An 18,147-nucleotide genomic window follows, 5' to 3' on the forward strand; every position below is an offset into this window, starting at 1 on the left:
GGTTCGGGGCCCGGTTATGACCGCGGCGCGGGCGGCGCCGCGCCATACCTCGCGGCCGCGCGGGGCCGCCCGCCCCCGGGGGCGACCCGGCACGCCGGCGTCCCGCCCGTCAGCCCATCGCGCCGGCTCCGGTCCCCCGCAGCGGCTGGTCGAGGACCAGCTCGCCGACGTGCAGCCGCGCGATGCGCAGTTCCTCGACCTCCCCCCGCCCGAGCGCCAGGCGGCCCATCCTCAGCGCGCCCACCGCGAGGGCGCCCACGGCGGCGGACCCGACGGCCAGCCCGCCGACGGCCAGCGCCCCCGTGGCCAGCGCCCCCGTCGCGGCGGACCGGAGAGCCACCGCCCGCACAGCCTGCTGCCGGGTCCGCCTCCCGACGCGGCGGGTCACCGCTCGCTGCCCGGGGTCGTGCGGACCTGCGGTGCGTCCGCGGGGGCCGGGCGCGGCGACGGCGGCGGCGCGACCGGTCCGGGCGGTGGGGCGTACTGCGGGTACACCGGCCCGGCCGGGACCGAGCGCGCCCGGTGCACGCCCAGCGCCACGAGCAGGGCCCCGACGACGGCCAGCAGCCCGCCGAGGACGAGCAGACCGGCCCACAGCCACGGGAGCGCCGGCACGGTGACCCCGACACGCGCGTCGACGTCCACGCCGGCCGAGCCGTCGGCCCGCATCACCACGACCGTCCAGTCGCCGTCCGACGGCGTCCACTGCAGGGTCTGGGTGCCCGGCCCCTGCGTCCGGGCGACCCAGGAGACCTCGTTCCCGGGGAGGGACGCCGGTGCCCCGCCACGGATCTCGGTGGCGGTGCCGGGGCCGAGCTCGCCGACCCGCCCGTGCTCGACCCCGGCCAGGTACCGGTCGACGTCGGCGGTGCGGGCCACGCCCACGAAGACCGCGGTCGCGGGGTCGGCCGCGGTGACCTCGACGCGGACGTCGCCGACGAACTCGTCGACCACCCACTCCTCCCCCGCGGTGTCCAGGGTGATGTCCTCGGTGGTCACGGCGTACCCGGCGGTCGCGAGGTCGTCGGTCGCGGACCACACGTAGCCGTCCTCGCGCTGCGTGTCGGCCCATGCCAGCCCGGCCCCGCCGATCAGCGGGCCCGTGGCGGCCAGGAGCAGCACCGCGCCGGCCACGACGGCGAGCACCGGGCCCGCACTCCACCCGCTCCACGGTTGCCGCCCCGGGTGCCCGCGGACCGCCATCGGCGGGGTGCCGGCCGAGGGCTGCGGCACCGGACCGGTCGGGCCCACCGGACGCGAGCCGGGATCGGCGCCGCCCAGGTCCAGCCGGAACGGCGGGTACCGGTCGGTCATCAGCGCGACGTAGGCCGCGACCCGCAGCACCCAGCGGTCCATGCCGAGCACGAAGTCGTAGAGCGGGGCCGGGTACCGGCCGGTGAACAGCAGCACGATCGCGGCGACCAGCACCAGCAGGCCGACCAGGCCGCCGGCCCCCCAGTTCTCGTCCCACCGCACGTCCTCCGCGGGTGAGGTGCTGATCCAGAGGCCGCCGCCGGCGAACAGGGCCACCACCAGCCAGTGCGGGATCGCCAGCAGCCACGACTTGACCAGCACCAGGCCCCGGGAGAGCCGCTCCGGGTACGGGACGTCGAGCCGGGCCGGGTAGTCCGGCACGTCGGCCAGGGTGAACGGCGGGTACCGGTCGGTTCCCAGGGCGGCGTACCCGTAGTAGTGCACCCGCCAGCTCCAGCGGAGCACCCCGACGTCGAAGTCGAAGAGCGCCCGCGGGTAGCGCCCGCTGACCAGGATCGCGAACCAGGCGACCACCGTGAGCACGGTGAAGGCGATCCAGAGGAACGCCAGCACGACGAAGTGCGGGATGAGCAGGATCCACTTGACCAGCCACAGCCAGCGCGAGAGCGGCGCGTCCAGCGACGCGTCGACCCGCACCGGGTAGGGCGGGTGGGTCTCGGTCACGACAGACACCTCCGCTCCGCCCACTCGGCCGCGCGGTCGCGCCGGCCGGCGATGGGGTGTCCCGAGCCTGCGGCGGCTCCCTCGGTGCCGGACACCGCCATCGGTCCGCAGGACAGCGGGACGGAAGTCCCTCGCGGAGACGTCCGCCGGAGGGCCGGTCACCGTGACGCCTCCCGCGCAGCGCGGGAGGACGGGCGCACCGTGGCATCCGGCTTCCCATGGCGACCGTCGGACGCAGCTGCAACCCCATGATCAACTCGCCAGGACCGGGCCGAGCATCGGCGACTGCGGCTGTCCGGCGATCACCCGGCCGGACCCGGCCCAGGCCTACGCGCCGACCGCCGGGCAGCGCCGGTTCCCGCGCACCCGGGACCGCACCTGCCGGCACCCCGGCTGCGACCACCGGGCCGGCTGGGCCGACGCCGACCACGTCGTCCCCCACGCCGCAGGCGGCGCCACCGACTGCGCCAACGTGTGCTGCTGTGCCGCAGGCACCACCGCCTGAAGACCCACGCCCCCGGCTGGAGCTACGTGATGACCCCGGACGGGATCCTCACCGTCACCGCGCCCAGCGGGGTCACCCGCACCAGCCGGCCACCGGGCCTGCAGCTCACCGGCCCCGCGTCCTCACCCCACCACCCGAACCGGACCCCGAGCAGCACCCACCGACCCCCGACCCGGCCGACGACGCACCACCGTTCCGATCCTGCTCGTGATCGGGTGCGCCTTCCGCGTCCTCGCAGGTGCGCTGGACTCTGGCGACGACCGCGGGCTGACCCGCACGCGAGGCGATCGACTGGCCTCCGTCCCTCCAGTCCGGGACCCACTGCCCCGTGCCCGGCCGCACCGCTGGTCGAGGCTCCTCGGGTGCCCCACGGGGCCGGAGGTCCCGCGGCGGGGTGACCCCCCAGCCGCTGCACCCGCGGAGCCATCCGGGTCTCAGCGCCGGGGCCCGAACACGGCGATCAGCTCGTCGACCTCCCGGTGGGCCGTGCTGGGGTGCCGGAACGGCCGGTGCGGCTGCAGCTCGTAGTGGGTGCGCCGGCCCCGGCGACTGCGGACCAGGTAACCGGCGGCCTCCAGGTCGCGCAGGATCGACAGGGTCGCCCGCGGCGTGATCCCGACCCGCTCGGCGATGTCCTCCACCCGGACGTCGGGATCCGCGGCCACGGCCAGCAGCACGTGCGCGTGGTTCGTGAGGAAGGTCCAGGACGGACGGCGCGCGTCGACCACGTTGCCTCCCCGGTGGCGCCAACAGGTGAAGTCTGCTTCACTGGTCTTCGGGAGGGGAGTATCCCGCAGCGCTGTCGTCGTCACTACGGCCCCGACGGGTGGGGTCCGGCGGAGCGGGCGCCCGACGTGGCGCGGGGAGAGACCTCTGGTTGGTGCTCACCGACTGGAGGTCGTCCGTGGACGTCCCCTTCTGGCTCTGGCTGACCGTGCTCGGCCTCATCATCGGCATGCTGGCCGTCGACCTGTTCGCCCACCGCCGGGCGCACGTCATCGGCGTTCGCGAGGCCGCCGCCTGGTCCGCGGTGTGGGTGGTCATCGGCGTCGGCTTCGGCGCGTGGGTGTGGTGGGCGTACGGCGCCGAGCTCGGCCAGCAGTACTACGCCGGCTACCTGATCGAGAAGTCGCTCGCCGTCGACAACGTCTTCGTGTGGGCGATCATCTTCACGTTCTTCGCCGTGCCGCGGGAGTACCAGCACCGCGTGCTCTTCCTCGGCGTGCTCGGCGCGCTCGTGCTGCGCGGCCTGTTCATCGCCGGCGGCGCAGCGCTCATCGAGAGCTTCGGGTGGGTGCTCTACCTGTTCGCGGCGTTCCTGCTGGTCACCGGCTGGCGGATGCTGCGGCAGCGCGACGAGCACATCGACCCCTCGCGGTCGCGGACGCTGCGGCTGTTCCGTCGGTTCGTGCCGATGACCGACGCCTACCACGGTCAGCGCTTCCTGATCCGGCGGGACGGCGCCCTGCTGGCCACTCCCCTGCTCGCCGTGCTGGTGCTCGTCGAGGTCACCGACGTCGTCTTCGCCGTCGACTCGATCCCGGCGATCTTCGCCGTCACCGACGAGCCGTTCCTCGTCTTCACGGCCAACGCCTTCGCCATCCTGGGCCTGCGGGCGATGTACTTCCTGCTCGCCGACCTGGTCCACCGCTTCGTCCACCTCAAGACCGGGCTGGCGCTGGTGCTGATGTGGGTCGGCGTCAAGATGCTGCTCAAGATCGACGTCTACTACATCCCGACGACGATCAGCCTGGCCGTCATCACCACGATCCTCGGCGTCTCGATCTGGCTGAGCCTGCGGGCCACCCGCGGCCAGGGCCGCCGGGCGCTGCAGGCGCCGGCCGCTGCGCCGTTCCGGACCGCCTCCGAGGACGAGGTCGCGCAGCTCGAGCCCGTCTGGCGCCGCCGTCGCCCGGCTCGGGAGCCGGCCGCGCCGACGCGCTGACGGGTGTCCGTCCAGGACGGCGACCTCCAGCACCTCGCAACCACCGGGGCATCGACGTCCGGGCCGCAGCCGGCGATCGGACCGCCGCTGACCACGTCCGCCGCAGAGCCGAGTGCGCTGAGGGCACGAGGGCCTCGGTCGCGTGGCCGTTCGGCCGTGTCGCGGCCCGGCGCGGTCGTGGATGGTCGGTGCGCGGACACCCGACGAGGGAGGACGACGTGGACCAGGTCGCGCAGTGGACGGTCACCATCGACATCGACGAGCACGACGGCCACACCCGCGCGGTGGCCCGGCTGCACATCCGGGACACCGAGCGGATGGTCGGCGTCGGGCTCGCCCGCCTCGACCCGGCCGACCGGGACGTGCCGGAGATCGGCGACGAGATCGCCGTCGCACGGGCCCTGTCGGACCTGGGCCACCGGCTGCTCCAGACCGCCGCGGAGGACGTCGAGGCGTCGACCGGCGAGCCGGCCCACCTGCGGATGTGACGGCCGGCCAGAGCGGCGTGTGTCCGACGGCGCTGCCGGACGCGTGCCGTTCCCCGGACCGATCACCGGGGAGGCCGTCGTCGCACCTCGGCACGGCGGCCCCGAGGTCCTCGGGACCTGCTCCTGGCACGTTCCGGCACCCGGCCCGGACCAGGTCCGCGTCCCGGTGGAGGCGGCCGGGATCAGCTGCGCCGACCTGCCGAGGTGCCAGGGCCGGCACCCCGAGCGCCGGGCTCCGGACCATGACGGGCAGCCCGGACGCTCCCCGGTCCGGTGTCCGGACGTCGGGGTTCAGACAGTCCCCACCCGGCACGGCGGGGTCGAAGAGCACGCCGGTGGGATCGTCGCGGGGAACTGCGGCTGGGTGGTTCGGGATCGATGGCGGTGGCGTTCCGGGCACCGGTCCACGGCTCGACCGGCCGCGGTGGCCGCATCCGGTTCCCACCGACGGGCGGTGCGGCGTGGGCGATGCCGAGGAAGGCGGACACGCCGTCCCTGGAGGAGCCGCGCACTCGTCCGGAAGTGGTCCGCACGATCGTGTCCACACCCGACGCCTCGCCCTCGGCCGGCGTCGCTCCGCAGGTCGGACTCGCTCCTGCGGCTGCGCTGCAGCAGAGCAGCTGCTCCTCGGTCCCGAGGTCGGATGTCCCGCGCCGGCGGAGGATCAGCCGGTCCGGCTCCCGAAGGTCGTCAGACGGAGCGTCTCCGGGAGCGCGTCCAGCGCGGCCAGCAGGTCCGCGGGCAGCGCCGCGCTGATGTCGGTGACCGCGTAGCCCAGCTCGCCGCGGGTGGCCAGCACCTGGCCGTCCACGTTGATCCCGTGCTCGCCGACCAGGGCGTTCACGTGCGCGAGGACGCCGGGCACGTTGCGGTGCAGCAGCGCGAACCGGGCGGCCGAGGAGCCGTGCAGGGCCACCGCGGGCAAGTTGACGCTCAGCGTCGTCGTCCCCGATGCGGTGTAGTCGACCAGCTTGCCGGCGACGAACCGCCCGATGTCGTGCTGGGCCTCCTGGGTCGACCCGCCGACGTGCGGCGTCAGGATGACGTTGGGCAGCCCGCGCAGCACGGAGGTGAACTCGTCGCCCTGCTCGCGGGGCTCCTCCGGGAACACGTCGACCGCGGCCCCGGCGATGTGCCCGCTGAGGATGTGCTCGCGCAGCGCCTCGTGGTCGACGACGAACCCGCGGGAGAGGTTGAGGAACAGGCTGCGCCGGCGCATCCGGGCGAACTGCTCGGCACCGAACAGCCCCGCGTTCCCGGCCCGCCCGTCGACGTGCAGGGTCACCGTCTCCGCGCGCTCGAGCAGCTCCTCGAGGCTGCCGCAGGCCTCCGCGTTGCCGAGCGCGAGCTTGTCCTCCAGGTCGTAGAACAGCACCCGCATGCCGAGCGCCTCGGCCAGCACCGACAGCTGGCTGCCGATGTTGCCGTACCCGACGATGCCCAGCGTGCGCCCGCGGATCTCGTGGCTGCCGGCCGCGGACTTGTCCCACGTCCCGGCGTGCAGCGCACGATCCCGGTCGACCAGCCGCCGGGCCAGGCAGATGATCTCCGCGATCGCCATCTCCACCACGCTGCGCGTGTTGGAGTACGGCGCGTTGAACACCGCCACCCCCGCGGCCCCGGCCGCGGCGAGGTCGATCTGGTTGGTGCCGATGCAGAAGGCCCCCACCGCCGCCAGCCCGGGACGGCGGCGGAGGACCTCCGCGGTCACCTGGGTCTTCGACCGGATGCCCAGCACGTCGACGCCGTCGAGCGCGGCGGCCAGGTCGGCCTCGTCCAGCGCTCCCCGCAGCGACTCGACCTCGTAGCCGGCCGAGCCGAGCAGGTCGGCCGCCACCGGGTCGATGTTCTCCAGCAGCAGGGCTCTCGGCACGCTCAGGGACCTCCTCGATCGCACGACCGCCGGCGGTCCACGTCGCGACGAGTATCCCGTCGCGGGAGGTGGGCGGGAACGACCGGGTGGCCGGCGGTCACCGCGGGCGCGGCTCCTGGCCGCCGCGCGCGACGCCGAGGTGGGAGGTCACGGCCTCGCGCAGCGACACCGCGTCGACGGCGACGGTGACGATCGTCGCGCCCTCGGCGGCGTACCCGGCGGCCTCCGCACCGCTGTAGGCGTGCACGCCGACGGGCACGCCCGCGGCGCCGGCCCGGGCGACGATGGAGGACAGCACGCCGCGCAGCTCCTCCCGGTGCTCGTCGCCGGTCAGCCCCAGCGACAGGGAGAGGTCGCCCGGTCCGACGTACACGCCGTCCAGCCCCTCGACGGCGAGGACGGCGTCGAGGTCGTCGAGCGCGGTCGCGGTCTCGACCATCACGACCACCAGGGGCTGGTCGGCCCCGCCGGAGAGCCGTCCGATCGACCGCCCTCCGGCCGGGGCGTACCGGCAGGCGGCGACCACCTCGCGGGCGTGGTCGGCGTCGCGGACGTTGGGCACGATCACGCCGCGGGCACCCAGGTCCAGCGGACGTCCGAGGTCGGCGAAGGCCGGGCTGCGGGTCCGGACGAGCGGCACCGAGCCCGCCGCGGTGACCGCCGCCGCGACGCCCGGCAGCTCCGCCTCGGCTCCGGCGCCGTGCTGCAGGTCGACGACGACGAAGTCGGCTCCGGTGCGCGCCAGCACCTCGCCGGTCACCGCGCCGGGCAACGTGCTCCACAGGCCGTGGCAGGCCTGCCCGTCCGACCACCGCTGCCGCAGGTCGACCTCGCTGATCGCCATCCCGGCACCCACCTCTCCCCGGTCCCCGACTCCGGCGGCGTCGTCGGCCGACGCCCGGGAGCCTCGCCGGCACGATCGTGCTCCGGGGCCCGGTCGCGCGCGAACGGGCTGCCGGACCCGGATCGTGGGTACCGACGACGGCATGGACCCCGCCGCGACCCCGCCCGTGCCCTCCGGCCACACCCCGGGAGGCGGGGTGGTGGTGGGCAGCGACGGCGCCCGTCGCCGGCTCGTCGTCTTCGAGGACCCGCAGTGCCCCTACTGCCGGCAGTTCGAGGAGGCGTCGGGGGACCTGGTGCGCCGCGAGGTCGCTGCCGGTGCGGTCGCGGTCGAGTACCGGATGCGGTGCTTCCTGGGCCCGGAGTCGGTGCGCGCCGCCAACGCGCTGGCCCTCGCCGCGGAGGCGGGTCGGTTCGACCAGCTGCGCCGCGAGGTGTTCGCGAGCCAACCACCCGAGCACAGCGGCGGCTTCACCGCCGAGGACCTGCTGGTCCTCGGCCGCCGCGTGGGCCTGGACGACCCGGCATACGTGACCGGGGTCAGGGACGGACGGTACGAGGCCTGGGTGGTCGCGGTGGACCGGGTGTTCCAGGAGCAGGATCCCCAGGGCACGCCCGCGGCCCTCCTCGACGGGCGACCGGTCGACTCCTCCGCGTTGTACGACGCCCGGGCGCTGGGGGACGTGCTGCACGGCTGACCCGCCCGGTCCGGACAGGCGCCCTCCGGCCGGGACGAGGACGGGGCCGGGGCCCGGCGGCCGCTCGCGCCCGGCCGCGCGGCCGGGGCCCCAGGATCACCCCATGGACTTCGCCGACCTGAGCCGGCCGTTCGTCATCGCCCACCGTGGCGGGGCCATGCAGGTCCCCGAACACACCATGGAGGGCTACCGGGTCGCGGTGGGCCAGGGCCTGCCGGTCATCGAGCAGGACGTGTCGAGACTCGCCGACGGCGGCCTGGGCGTCATGCACGACGGCACGGTGGACCGCATGACCACCTCCAGCGGCAACGTCGCCGACCACACGTCGGTGTCCTGGAAGCAGCTCGACATCGACGCCTCGGCCACCCTCGGCGGAGGCTGGCCCGACGGCCTGCGCCCCCCGCTGTTCGAGGAGGTGCTCGTGGAGTTCGGCAACCGCGTCCTCCTCTGCGTCGAGGCCAAGAGCAGCGACGCGATGGAGCCGGTGATCGACGCGCTCGTCCGGCGTGGCGTCAGCCCGGCGTCCGTGCTGCTCCAGTCCTACGCCCTCGCCGAGTGCCGGCTGGCGCGCTCGCGGGGGTGGGACGTCATCTGGCTCGGGAGCACCGACGTCGTCCGGGCCGCCGCCGAGGACATCGGCTGGATCGGCCCGGAGGCGGGCTCGGTCACCTCGGCGGTGTGTGCCCGAGCGCACGCCGTGGGGATCGAGGTGGCCTGTCACACGGTCAACCGCCGGCACCAGCGGGACGTCCTCGTCGCCGACGGCGTGGACGCGATCTTCTCCGACGACCCGGTCTACATCTCAGGGGACGCGGGGCGGCGTGCCTCGGACCTGTTCGCCCGTCAGGTCTGGCTGCCGGGGATGCTCCCGGACAGCGGCCGCGGCCGGTTCCACGCGGACGACGGTTCCTGGGGCTTCGACGTCTCCGGCACCGCCACCTGCACGCTCATGGGCTTCCTGGCACCGCCGGACCCGGCCGCGTTCACACTGCGCCTCGACCTCCGCATGGACGAGACCTGCGCAGACGGCCGCACGAGCTGCGCGTTCGTCTTCCTGAGCACCGACGACCACCCGTACCGGCCGTCGTCCGATGCGTCGCCCGGCGCCGACGGCTACCTCTTCCTCCTGCGGGGGGACGGCACCCTGGACGTCCACCGGGTCGTCGAGGGACTCCCCACCCCGCTGGCGTCCTCGACGGCTGGGCCGGCGCCGAGGATGGGCGCCTACGTACCGCTCCGGATCACCGTCACCGGCTCGGACCTGCGTCTCACGGTCGCCGGCGGCGACGAGGGCGTCACCGTCGCGGACGCCACCCACCGCCCCGTGCCCGTCGTCCACCTCGGCGGCGCGTTCGCCGGGGTGCGCTTCAGGAACGTGGAGTTCGCATGACCGACCCGTGGGAGCGCCCGGGCCATGGTCCGTCCGACCCGGAGGGCTACCTCATCGAGCAGACCGCCGACGGCTACCGGTGGACCTGCCGTGCCGACGGCCGCACCGGCGGGCCGTTCCCCTGCCGCGAGGACGCCGTCGCCGCCGCCGAGGCCGACCGCACCTCCTGAGGCAGCGGGTGCAGGCGCTGCAGCACCGGGGTCGTACCGTCGCTGACGCGCTCCCGGAGCGTGCCGCGGCCCTGCCGACAGCCGTTGTGTACGGTTGTTCTTATGAGCCTCCGGCCCGAGCCCAGCGACACCAGGACCATGCGCGAGCGGATGCTCGCCGGCGATCTCTACATCGCCGACGACCCCGAGCTCGGCGCGGCCAGCACCCGGGCGCTGGACCCGGCCGACGCCTACAACGCGACGACGGTCCGCCAGGGCCCGCTGCGCCGCCGGCTGCTGGAGGAGCTGCTCGGCGCCGTCGGTGAGGGCACCGAGATCCGGCCCCCGTTCTCCGTCGACTACGGCAGCTCCATCCGCATCGGTGCCCGCTGCTTCGCCAACGTCGGGCTGGTCGCCCTCGACGTCGCACCCATCACGATCGGGGACGACGTCCAGATCGGGCCCAACGTCCAGCTGCTCACCCCGACCCACCCGGTCGAGCCGGAGCCGCGGCGGGCCACGTGGGAGGCGGCCGAGCCGATCACCATCGGCGACAACGTCTGGCTCGGCGGCGGGGCGATCGTGCTGCCCGGCGTGACGATCGGCGAGAACACCGTCGTCGGCGCGGGAGCGGTGGTCACCCGCGACCTGCCGCCGAACGTGGTCGCCGTCGGCAACCCCGCTCGCGTCGTCCGCACCCTGGACGGGTCCGGCCGGTGACCTCCGCCCCGGCGCGGCGGGCCCGGCGGCACGACCCGGGACGGCGCGACCGGCTGGTCGACACCACGCTCGACGTCATCGCCGAGCAGGGCGTCACCGCCGCCACCCACCGGGCGATCGCCCGCGCCGCCGACGTCCCCCTGGGGTCGCTGACCTACCACTTCGCCTCGCTGGCCGAGCTGCTCGCCGCCGCGTTCACCCGGCACGTCGACGCCGTCGCCGAGCGCTTCGACGAGCGCATGCGCGCCGCGCCGGACCGGACGGCGGCGCTCGAGGCGCTGGTGGAGCACCTCACCGGCGACCTGCTCGGCTCGCAGCGCGACCTGGTGCTCGCCGTCGAGCTCTACGTCGCCGCGGCCCGCGACCCGGCGCTGCGCGCGGTCACCCAGGACTGGATGTCCCGCAGCCGCCGCAGCCTGGAGCGCCACCTCGACCCGGTGACCGCGCGCGAGGTCGACGCGCTGGTGGAGGGGCTGGTGCTGCACAGCGCCCTGTCCACCGACCCGATGACCGCCGACCAGATCCGCTCCGCCCTCCACCGGCTCGCCGGCTGACCCCTCCCGAGGACCCCCGTGACCGTCACCGGCACCGACACCGCTGCCCTGCGCCGGGCCCGCGCCGCCGTCGCCGCCTGCTTCTTCCTCAACGCCGTCTTCTACGCCGGCCTCGTGCCGCGGCTGCCGGAGGTGAAGGCCCAGCTCGGGCTGAGCAGCACCGCCCTGGGCACCGCACTCGCGGCCGTGCCGCTGGGTGCGCTGCTGGCCGGCCTCTCCTCGGCCGCCCTCATCCGCCGGTTCGGCTCCGGCCGGGTCGCCTCCTACGGCCTGGTGCTGCTCGGCGTCGTCGTGTGGACGGTGTCGGTGGCGCCCAACTGGCTCGGCCTCGCCGCGGCACTGCTGGTGCTCGGCGCGCTGGACGCGGTCGTCGACGTCGCGCAGAACGCGCACGGGTTGCGCGTGCAGCGGCTCTACGGCCGCTCGATCATCAACGCCTTCCACGGCGTCTGGAGCATCGGCGCGGTCGTCGGCGGGTTGCTCGGCTCGGCCGCGGCGGGGCTGCGGGTGCCGCTGGCGAGCCACCTCGCCGCCTCGGCCGTCGTCTTCGGTGCCGTCGCGCTGGTCGCCTCGCGGGCGGTGCTGCCCGGCCGCGACGAGCCCGACGCGGTCACCACCGCCGCACCGCGGGAGCGCCCGCGGCGGCGAGCCGCCGTCCCGGCGCTCGCGGTGCTCGGCGTGCTCGCCGCGTGCGGCGCGTTCGTCGAGGACGCCGGCGCGTCGTGGAGCGCGCTGTACCTGCGCACCGAGCTGGCGGCCGGGGCGGCCACCGCCGGGCTGGGCTTCGTGGCCCTCTCGGTGGCGATGACCGTCGGGCGGCTGACCGGCGACCGGGTCGTCGACCGGTTCGGCCGGCGCCGGGTGGCCCGGGCCGGCGGGGCGCTCACCGCCGCGGGGATGGGCCTGGCCCTGGCCCTGCCGTCGGTGCCCGCCACGCTGGCCGGGTTCGCCCTCGCCGGGCTCGGCGTCGCCACCCTCATCCCGGCCGTCTACCAGGCGGCCGACGAGCTGCCCGGGCTGCCGCACGGGGTCGGGCTCGCGGTCATCAACTGGCTGCTGCGGATCGGCTTCCTCGTCTCCCCGCCGCTGGTCGGCGCCCTGGCGGACGTCACCAGCCTGCGGGTCGCCCTGCTCAGCGTCGTGCTGGCCGGGGTGGGCACGCTCGTGCTCGGCCGGGCCCTCCCGGGCCGGCCGCCCGCGGACCGCCCCGGCGGCTGAACCCGGAGCGCCGGCCGGGCCTCAGCGGCCGGGAGCGGAGCTGGCCGCCAGGGTCCGGCGCACGCCCTCCTCGTACGGGGTCGCCGGGAGGCCGAAGGCCCGGGCGGCCCGGCTGCCGTCGACCACGAACGGCTGCTCGAACTGGTACACCATCTCGGCTCCCTCCCGGGCCAGCGGGACGACGGAGCCGAGCGCGCGCACCCGGCGGCTCCCGTGCCGCACCAGCCGCAGCCGGGTGCCCGCCTGGCGGCACGCCTCCGCGGCGAGCGCCCGGCCGGTGGTCACCCCCGGGTGCGGCACGTGCCACACCGCTGCTGCTGGGGCATCCCCCGTCCCGACGGCGGCCAGGGTGGCGGCGAAGTCGTCGATGAACGTGGGCGTCAGGGGCAGGTCCGGGTCGCCGAGCCACTGCACCGGCCACCCGCGCAGCGCGGCGCGGAACACGTTGCCGGCGACGACCGACCGGACGCCGGGCCCGTAGAGCTCCCCCGCACGGACGACGCCGACCCGCAGACGTCCGGCCGCACCGGCGGAGAGCACCCGCTCGGCGATCCAGGCACGCAGCACGCCCTTGGCGGCGACCGGCCGCCACGGCGTGTCCTCGGTCATCGGGCCGTCGACCCGCCCGTACATCCAGGTGTCGTCGGCGTACACCAGACGTGCGCCGACGCGGGCAGCGGCGTCGACCAGGGCGTCGGTGACCACGGGGAACTCGCTGGTCCACCGGGCGAGCACCGGCATGACGCAGTGGTAGACGGCGGCCGCGTCCCGGCAGGCCGCGGCCAGGGCCGCACCGTCGGTGGCGTCCGCCGCCGCGGTCTCCACGCCGGGCGTGCCGACGTCGCGGCCGTCGCGGGTGACCGCGCGCACCCGGTACCCCGCCGCGCGCAGGTGCGCGACGAGCCGCCGGCCGGTCGCTCCCCCGGCGCCCACCACGGCGTGCACGCCGGAGGAGTCGGCCGCCCGCGCCGCTCCGTCGTTCGTCCTCGTCCGCGGATCCGCCATGGCCGGATCGTCCCAGGGCACACCCCGGCCCGGGTCCCGCCCACCGTCGGGGGCCGTCGACACCGGCGGATGCGCCCGGTGAGGTGACCCTGCGCCCACCCGCCCGCCGTCCCGGCCGGGTCGGTCCGCTCCAGGTGCGACGCTCAACCACCGGCACCCCGGTCGTGGCCGGGGACCCCGGCCTCGCGGAGGTCGGTGACCGCCAGGACGCGGCCGATCGGGTAGAGCTCGATCTCGGCGTCCCCGGTCAGCGCGGCGATCACCGTCAGCCAGCCGGCCGGACCGAAGCGGACGACCCTGCTCGGCAGCTCGATCTGGCGGGACGGGTCGGCCGGGTCCTGCACCACGACCCGGCCCTGGTAGAGGTGGCGGTCGTTGACCGTGGTGATGTCCATCGGGACAGCCTCCTGCGCGGGCGGGCACGGCGGCACCGGCCGTCGCCCCCCGGGTGAGATCCGCCTCGCGTTCCCCGGCACGGCCCCGCACCGGTGCTGCAGCCCGTACAGTCGAACCCGGTCGCCGTTGTGCCTCTGCTTCGTTCTCGGACGTCCGCAGTCGTCTCTGCCTGACGTTCCTCTCGGTCCTGCCGGTCGGTGCGGCGCCCCAGGACCGACAGCGGTCGGTCCTGACACGACAGCACGGAGAAGAGAACGACATGGCTCAGGGCACTGTGAAGTGGTTCAACGCGGAGAAGGGCTTCGGCTTCATCGAGCAGGACGGCGGCGGCGCCGACGTCTTCTGCCACTACTCGGCGATCACCGGGAGCGGCTACCGGTCACTGGACGAGGCGCAGCGCGTCGAGTTCGACGTCACCCAGGGCCAGAAGGGCCCGCAGGCGGAGAACGTCCGCGCGATCTGAGCGACGGGAGGGGCACGGCGACAATCCGCCGTGCCCCCACCCCCGCTCACCAGGGAGGCCCCGCGGTCGGGAACCGCGGGGCCTCCCTCATCTGCGGCACGCCCACGGCGGTCCGGCGAGCCGGCCGCGGCGCGCTCGGGTCACACCGGTCGCGGCGGGCGCCGGCCGGGGGGTGCAGAGGTGGGTCGCGTCCGGGTGAAGCGCCATCCCGCCCGCTCCAGCAGCGCGATGCACTGGTCCACCACGGCCTCGATGTCGTACTCCTGCGGCACCTCCGGCGGCATGGCGACGTCCAGTGCGTTGGCCAGGGCCACGTGGAAGTCACTCCGCGCCATCGTCGCCCCTCCCGTACCGGCTCGCCCGGCTGCGCGCGCCGACGCTGCTCGTCGGCGACACCGCTGATCGTGCCCTGGCCGCCCCCTCGCCGGGGACGGCGGCGGCTCACCGGTCGGCGACCCAGCTGCCGTGGAAGCCGAGCGGGACCCGCACCGGCAGGTGGACGCGGGCGACCGGTGCGCCGGTGAAGTCCTGGGCCGCGAGGACCACCAGGTCCGTGGCTCCGCGGTCGGGGTCGTGCACGAACGCGAGGACGTAGCCCTCGTCCTCGGCCGCGTCGGGCGCCGAGGGCGCGAACACGGCCTCGCCCACGGTGACGCCGCGGCCGAAGGGGTGCACCTCGACGCCGCCCGTGGCCAGGTCGTGCTTGAGCAGCGCGTCGGCGAACGCGTCGTCCGCGAAGGTGCCGTCCATCTGCACGGTGGCCCGGCTGACCTCTGCGGTCACCGCGCTGTAGCCGTAGCGGTGCGGCCGGGAGACCACCCGCTCGTCGGTGCGCGGGAGCTCCTGCGGGCGGTCGTCGAGGCACTCCCGGCCGACCCTGCCCCTGGTGGGGTCGACGGTCCAGCGGTCCAGCGTCAGCGGGCCCTGCCCGGACAGGGCGGACAGGTCGTAGGAGCCCTCGTAGCGGCAGAGGTCGACGACGACCCGGTCGCCGTCGTCGTACGCGTTGAGCGTGTGGAAGACCCAGCAGGGGTCCACCTCGAACCAGCGGACCTCGCGGGCGGTCCCCTCCCGGGGCAGCAGCCCGACCCGGGCCTGGTGCTCCGGGTCCCACCCGTAGGGCAGCGAGGAGCCGGCGGCCGCGGCGGCCATGCTGAAGGTCACCGGGAGGTCGAGCAGGACGACGTGCCGCTCGGTCAGGGCGAAGTCGTGCATCATCGGCCCGTCCGCGACCGGGACGTCGGTGGTGCTGCTGACCCGCCCGTCGGGGCCGACGACGACGTGCTGCACGTGGTCCCATCCCCAGAAGTAGGCGACGGCGTGCAGTTCCCCGGTCCGCTGGTCGAGCTTGGTGTGCGCGGCGTACCCGCCCGGCAGCGTGCCGGCGAAGTCGCACGGACCGACGGTGTCGAGCTCGTCGGTGAGCTCGTAGGGCAGCGCGCCGGCCTCGACGGTGGCGAGCGTGCGCCCGGCGTGCGCGATGACGTGGGTGTTCGCGGCGAAGTCCATGCCGGCGTGCACCGGCCCCCCGGCCCACCGCTCCCCCAGCGCCTCCGCCACCTGCCGCGAGCGCACCCAGCGGTTGCGGTACCACTCCGCCCGACCGTCCCGGAGCCGGACGCCGTGCACCATGCCGGGACCCACGAACCAGTGCTGCACCGGGTCGTCGAGGCCGAGGGGGTTGGGCCCGTTGCGCAGGTACCGCCCGTGCAGCTCGGGAGGGAGGGTCCCGGTCACCGGCAGGTCGAACGCGGTGACCTCCTCGGTGACCGGCGCGAACGGCCCCTCCAGGAACCTGCCGGCGTCCAGCATCGGGTGGTCGGGCATCGCGGTCCCCCCGGCGGTCGTCGGCCTCGATCCGTGTCGTCGCCCTGCACCCGGGAGTGTGGCCCTCCGGCGCCGCGCAGGAAAGCCGGCGGCGCCGGCCTCAGCCGTCCGCCGGCCGGAACTCGTCGGCGACCGCGTCGGCGACCGCGGCGCCGATCTCGCGGCCGTCGTCCACCGAGTCGCGGAAGTGCACCCCGAGCCAGACCCGTGCGTCGGCGACGTCGTCCAGCCAGGCCCCCGCGTCGTCGTAGACCCGGGTGGTGTTCGTGACGACGCTGCGGATCTCCACGTCCAGCTGCCCGGGACCGAACAGCTCCTCGAGGGTCCCCGCGACGGCCGAGCTGACGCAGCCGTGTCCGCTGGGGTTCTCCGGGTGGGGCGGAGCCGACCGCAGGGAGGTCCACGCCGGGTCGGCCGTGGTGGCGTCGTTGCCGTCCCGGTCGGCCTGCTGGATCGCGGTGACCGGACGCCAGAAGGGCGTGTCGTACTTGACCCGCCAGCAGGTGATCGCGGCGTCCGCGCCGGCGGAGTTGACGGCGGCGAACAGCCGCGCGGTGTCGACGATGTCCATCCGGTGGCGGGCGGCCCGCTCCCGCAGTGCGTCCTGGTACTGCCGGGTCGGGTTGTCGCTCCAGAAGAGGGCCAGGTCGGTCTGCTCCGCCGTCCGGACGGTGCTCGTCGCGGACCCCATGGCCGCCACCTCGGCGAAGTCCGCGGCGTACTCCGCGCTGTCCAGCGGGTCGGGCCCGTCCGTGGCGTGCTCCTCCGGCGAGTCGACGACGAGCGGCTCGGTGAAGCCCAGCCACGGGCTCACCATCTCCCCCGTGCCGGTGGGCACCCACATCCCGGGGGGCGGCTCGGCGGGCCGGTCGAGGGTGATCGGCGCGTTCCGTCCGTCGTCGGCGCGGGCGGCGACGAGGGCCGCGGCGGCGTCCCGCCCGATCCGCAGACCGTGCTGCCGCTCCGCACTCTCCGGGACGGTGCCGAGCCACGCGGCGTGCTCGGCGTCCAGGGCGGCCCGGGACGCCGGGAACCAGTGGACGAGGACGTCGTGCGCCGCGGTCGCCGCGGCCACGTCGGACGCGGCGGGGGCGGCGGCCTCCTCAGCGGTGACGACCGCGTCGTACACGGCCGAGGAGACCAGGCCGAGGTAGAGCTGCGCCACCGGCGGCGGCTGCTCGCCCTCGACGCCGATGGTGCGCCAGGCGGCGGCGTTCCAGCTGAGCACCACCCCGGGATCACCGCGTGGGGAGGCCGGCCCGTCCGCGGCCACCGCGGTCGGCGTGCCGATGAGGAGGAGCAGCGCGGCGGCCACGATCGCCTGGCGCTGCGCGGTGCGGGTCCTGGTCATGGCGGCTCTCCTGACCTCCCGGCTCCCTCCCGCCGTCCGGGACCGGGCCGGGCAGTGTCCACGGGATGCCCGACGTGCCGCCGTCCCCCGCCACCCGGGGTCCCCCTCCTCGGGTCCGGCGGCGGTCGTGGGAGCCGAACCGGACGCTATTCCGGCGGCTGCGCCGTGGACAGGGCCCCACGCCTCCGCCCGCGACGTCCCCGGCGAGGGCCGGTCAGGTGATGATCGGGTCGACGTCCCGGGTGCAGAACATGCACACCGACGCGTCCACCGGGATGAAGCTCTTGCAGTGGTCGCACTCCCTGCTGCCCTGTGCGCCGGCGGTCTCCCGGCCGGTGGCACGCCGGACTGCCTGGACGAGGAACATGATCGTGAGGGCCAGCAGCAGGAACGAGACCAGCGCCGTCAGGAACGACCCGTAGCGGATCTCCGCGCCGTTCACCGTCAGCACGAGGGCGTCGAAGTTGGGTTCGCCGAAGATCGCCGCGACGAGCGGCAGGATGACGTCGCCCACCAGTGACTCGACGACCGTCGCGAACGCCGCCCCGATCGCCAGGCCCACGGCCAGGTCGATGAGGCTGCCGGAGAAGGCGAAGTTGCGGAAGTTGGTGAGCAGCGTGCGCACGTGTCCTCCTGCTGGTCTGGGCGCCGGGGCTGACGGGCCCGGAGGCCCGGACCCGTCACTTCCCACCGCGTGCGGCGCTACTCGCCGCCGGACCGTTCCGTTCGGACCACGACCGGCACCGCACGCGGCAGGGGCCGGCCGGGAGCTCCCGGCCGGCCC

General features: G+C 75.5%; 21 protein-coding genes. 9 read left to right on the plus strand and 12 right to left on the minus strand.

All coding sequences use genetic code 11. The features are described from left to right. Positions 1–109: 109 nt before the first annotated feature. The 3 genes from ACI79G_RS24230 to ACI79G_RS24240 all read right to left on the minus strand — a co-directional run bounded on the left by ACI79G_RS24230 (position 110) and on the right by ACI79G_RS24240 (position 3,171). Positions 110–340 (minus strand): hypothetical protein, encoded by a 231-nt coding sequence (locus ACI79G_RS24230; RefSeq protein ID WP_456883590.1) that lies wholly within the window; start codon positions 338–340, stop codon positions 110–112. 44 nt (positions 341–384) lie between these two features. Next, on the minus strand, positions 385–1,938 hold the full coding sequence (locus tag ACI79G_RS24235) for a DUF4389 domain-containing protein (protein WP_456883591.1): 1,554 nt from the start codon (positions 1,936–1,938) through the stop codon (positions 385–387). 939 nt (positions 1,939–2,877) lie between these two features. Further along, positions 2,878–3,171 (minus strand): helix-turn-helix transcriptional regulator, encoded by a 294-nt coding sequence (locus tag ACI79G_RS24240; RefSeq protein ID WP_456883592.1) that lies wholly within the window; start codon positions 3,169–3,171, stop codon positions 2,878–2,880. A 176-nt stretch (positions 3,172–3,347) separates the two neighbouring features. On the opposite strand from ACI79G_RS24240, the gene ACI79G_RS24245 reads away from it, so the two are divergent. Both ACI79G_RS24245 and ACI79G_RS24250 read left to right on the plus strand, forming a co-directional pair. Beyond that, positions 3,348–4,388, plus strand: a complete 1,041-nt coding sequence (locus tag ACI79G_RS24245; RefSeq protein ID WP_456883593.1) for a TerC family protein — start codon at positions 3,348–3,350, stop codon at positions 4,386–4,388. Between the two features lie 218 nt (positions 4,389–4,606). Then, positions 4,607–4,876, plus strand: coding sequence for a DUF1876 domain-containing protein (locus tag ACI79G_RS24250; protein ID WP_456883594.1), 270 nt, complete (start codon positions 4,607–4,609; stop codon positions 4,874–4,876). 182 nt (positions 4,877–5,058) lie between these two features. On the opposite strand, the gene ACI79G_RS24255 is transcribed toward ACI79G_RS24250, so the two are convergent. The 3 genes from ACI79G_RS24255 to ACI79G_RS24265 all read right to left on the minus strand — a co-directional run bounded on the left by ACI79G_RS24255 (position 5,059) and on the right by ACI79G_RS24265 (position 7,593). Beyond that, positions 5,059–5,421, minus strand: coding sequence for a carboxylesterase family protein (locus ACI79G_RS24255; protein ID WP_456883595.1), 363 nt, complete (start codon positions 5,419–5,421; stop codon positions 5,059–5,061). A 119-nt stretch (positions 5,422–5,540) separates the two neighbouring features. Further along, a complete protein-coding gene (gene serA / locus ACI79G_RS24260) occupies positions 5,541–6,749 on the minus strand; it encodes a phosphoglycerate dehydrogenase (RefSeq protein WP_456883596.1) in 1,209 nt (402 codons plus the stop codon). Positions 6,750–6,846: 97 nt separating this feature from the next. Next, on the minus strand, positions 6,847–7,593 hold the full coding sequence (locus ACI79G_RS24265; protein ID WP_456883597.1) for an HpcH/HpaI aldolase family protein: 747 nt from the start codon (positions 7,591–7,593) through the stop codon (positions 6,847–6,849). A gap of 142 nt (positions 7,594–7,735) precedes the next feature. Between ACI79G_RS24265 and ACI79G_RS24270 the strand changes: the two genes are divergently transcribed. The 6 genes from ACI79G_RS24270 to ACI79G_RS24295 all read left to right on the plus strand — a co-directional run bounded on the left by ACI79G_RS24270 (position 7,736) and on the right by ACI79G_RS24295 (position 12,321). Further along, a complete protein-coding gene (locus ACI79G_RS24270) occupies positions 7,736–8,290 on the plus strand; it encodes a DsbA family protein (protein WP_456883598.1) in 555 nt (184 codons plus the stop codon). 103 nt (positions 8,291–8,393) lie between these two features. Next, entirely contained in the window at positions 8,394–9,680 is a 1,287-nt protein-coding gene (locus tag ACI79G_RS24275; RefSeq protein WP_456883599.1) for a glycerophosphodiester phosphodiesterase, read from the plus strand. Beyond that, positions 9,677–9,850, plus strand: coding sequence for a hypothetical protein (locus ACI79G_RS24280; RefSeq protein ID WP_456883600.1), 174 nt, complete (start codon positions 9,677–9,679; stop codon positions 9,848–9,850). Before ACI79G_RS24275 ends, ACI79G_RS24280 begins: the two co-directional genes overlap by 4 nt. A gap of 102 nt (positions 9,851–9,952) precedes the next feature. Next, entirely contained in the window at positions 9,953–10,549 is a 597-nt protein-coding gene (locus ACI79G_RS24285; RefSeq protein ID WP_456883601.1) for a sugar O-acetyltransferase, read from the plus strand. Continuing rightward, positions 10,546–11,103: a TetR/AcrR family transcriptional regulator gene (locus tag ACI79G_RS24290; RefSeq protein WP_456883602.1), complete on the plus strand. Its 558-nt coding sequence runs from the start codon at positions 10,546–10,548 to the stop codon at positions 11,101–11,103. Before ACI79G_RS24285 ends, ACI79G_RS24290 begins: the two co-directional genes overlap by 4 nt. An 18-nt stretch (positions 11,104–11,121) precedes the next feature. Further along, the gene (locus ACI79G_RS24295; protein WP_456883603.1) at positions 11,122–12,321 is read left to right on the plus strand and encodes an MFS transporter; all 1,200 of its coding nucleotides are present in this window, start codon (positions 11,122–11,124) and stop codon (positions 12,319–12,321) included. A 21-nt stretch (positions 12,322–12,342) separates the two neighbouring features. Here ACI79G_RS24295 and ACI79G_RS24300 read toward each other — a convergent pair whose 3' ends face one another. After that, on the minus strand, positions 12,343–13,326 hold the full coding sequence (locus ACI79G_RS24300) for an NAD-dependent epimerase/dehydratase family protein (RefSeq protein ID WP_456883604.1): 984 nt from the start codon (positions 13,324–13,326) through the stop codon (positions 12,343–12,345). Between the two features lie 143 nt (positions 13,327–13,469). Continuing rightward, positions 13,470–13,721, minus strand: coding sequence for a hypothetical protein (locus ACI79G_RS24305; protein WP_456883605.1), 252 nt, complete (start codon positions 13,719–13,721; stop codon positions 13,470–13,472). Between the two features lie 260 nt (positions 13,722–13,981). On the opposite strand from ACI79G_RS24305, the gene ACI79G_RS24310 reads away from it, so the two are divergent. Beyond that, positions 13,982–14,185 carry a cold-shock protein gene (locus ACI79G_RS24310; RefSeq protein ID WP_100499772.1) on the plus strand — a complete coding sequence of 68 codons (204 nt, stop codon included), beginning with the start codon at positions 13,982–13,984 and terminating at the stop codon, positions 14,183–14,185. A 140-nt stretch (positions 14,186–14,325) separates the two neighbouring features. Here ACI79G_RS24310 and ACI79G_RS24315 read toward each other — a convergent pair whose 3' ends face one another. The 4 genes from ACI79G_RS24315 to mscL all read right to left on the minus strand — a co-directional run bounded on the left by ACI79G_RS24315 (position 14,326) and on the right by mscL (position 17,988). Beyond that, on the minus strand, positions 14,326–14,520 hold the full coding sequence (locus ACI79G_RS24315; RefSeq protein ID WP_091214910.1) for a hypothetical protein: 195 nt from the start codon (positions 14,518–14,520) through the stop codon (positions 14,326–14,328). Between the two features lie 106 nt (positions 14,521–14,626). Then, positions 14,627–16,012: a carotenoid oxygenase family protein gene (locus tag ACI79G_RS24320; RefSeq protein WP_456883606.1), complete on the minus strand. Its 1,386-nt coding sequence runs from the start codon at positions 16,010–16,012 to the stop codon at positions 14,627–14,629. Between the two features lie 100 nt (positions 16,013–16,112). Beyond that, entirely contained in the window at positions 16,113–17,363 is a 1,251-nt protein-coding gene (locus tag ACI79G_RS24325) for a vanadium-dependent haloperoxidase (protein ID WP_456883607.1), read from the minus strand. A gap of 214 nt (positions 17,364–17,577) precedes the next feature. Next, the gene (mscL, locus tag ACI79G_RS24330; RefSeq protein ID WP_456883608.1) at positions 17,578–17,988 is read right to left on the minus strand and encodes a large conductance mechanosensitive channel protein MscL; all 411 of its coding nucleotides are present in this window, start codon (positions 17,986–17,988) and stop codon (positions 17,578–17,580) included. Positions 17,989–18,147: the final 159 nt, after the last annotated feature.

Source organism: Geodermatophilus sp. SYSU D00779 (genome assembly GCF_054050595.1).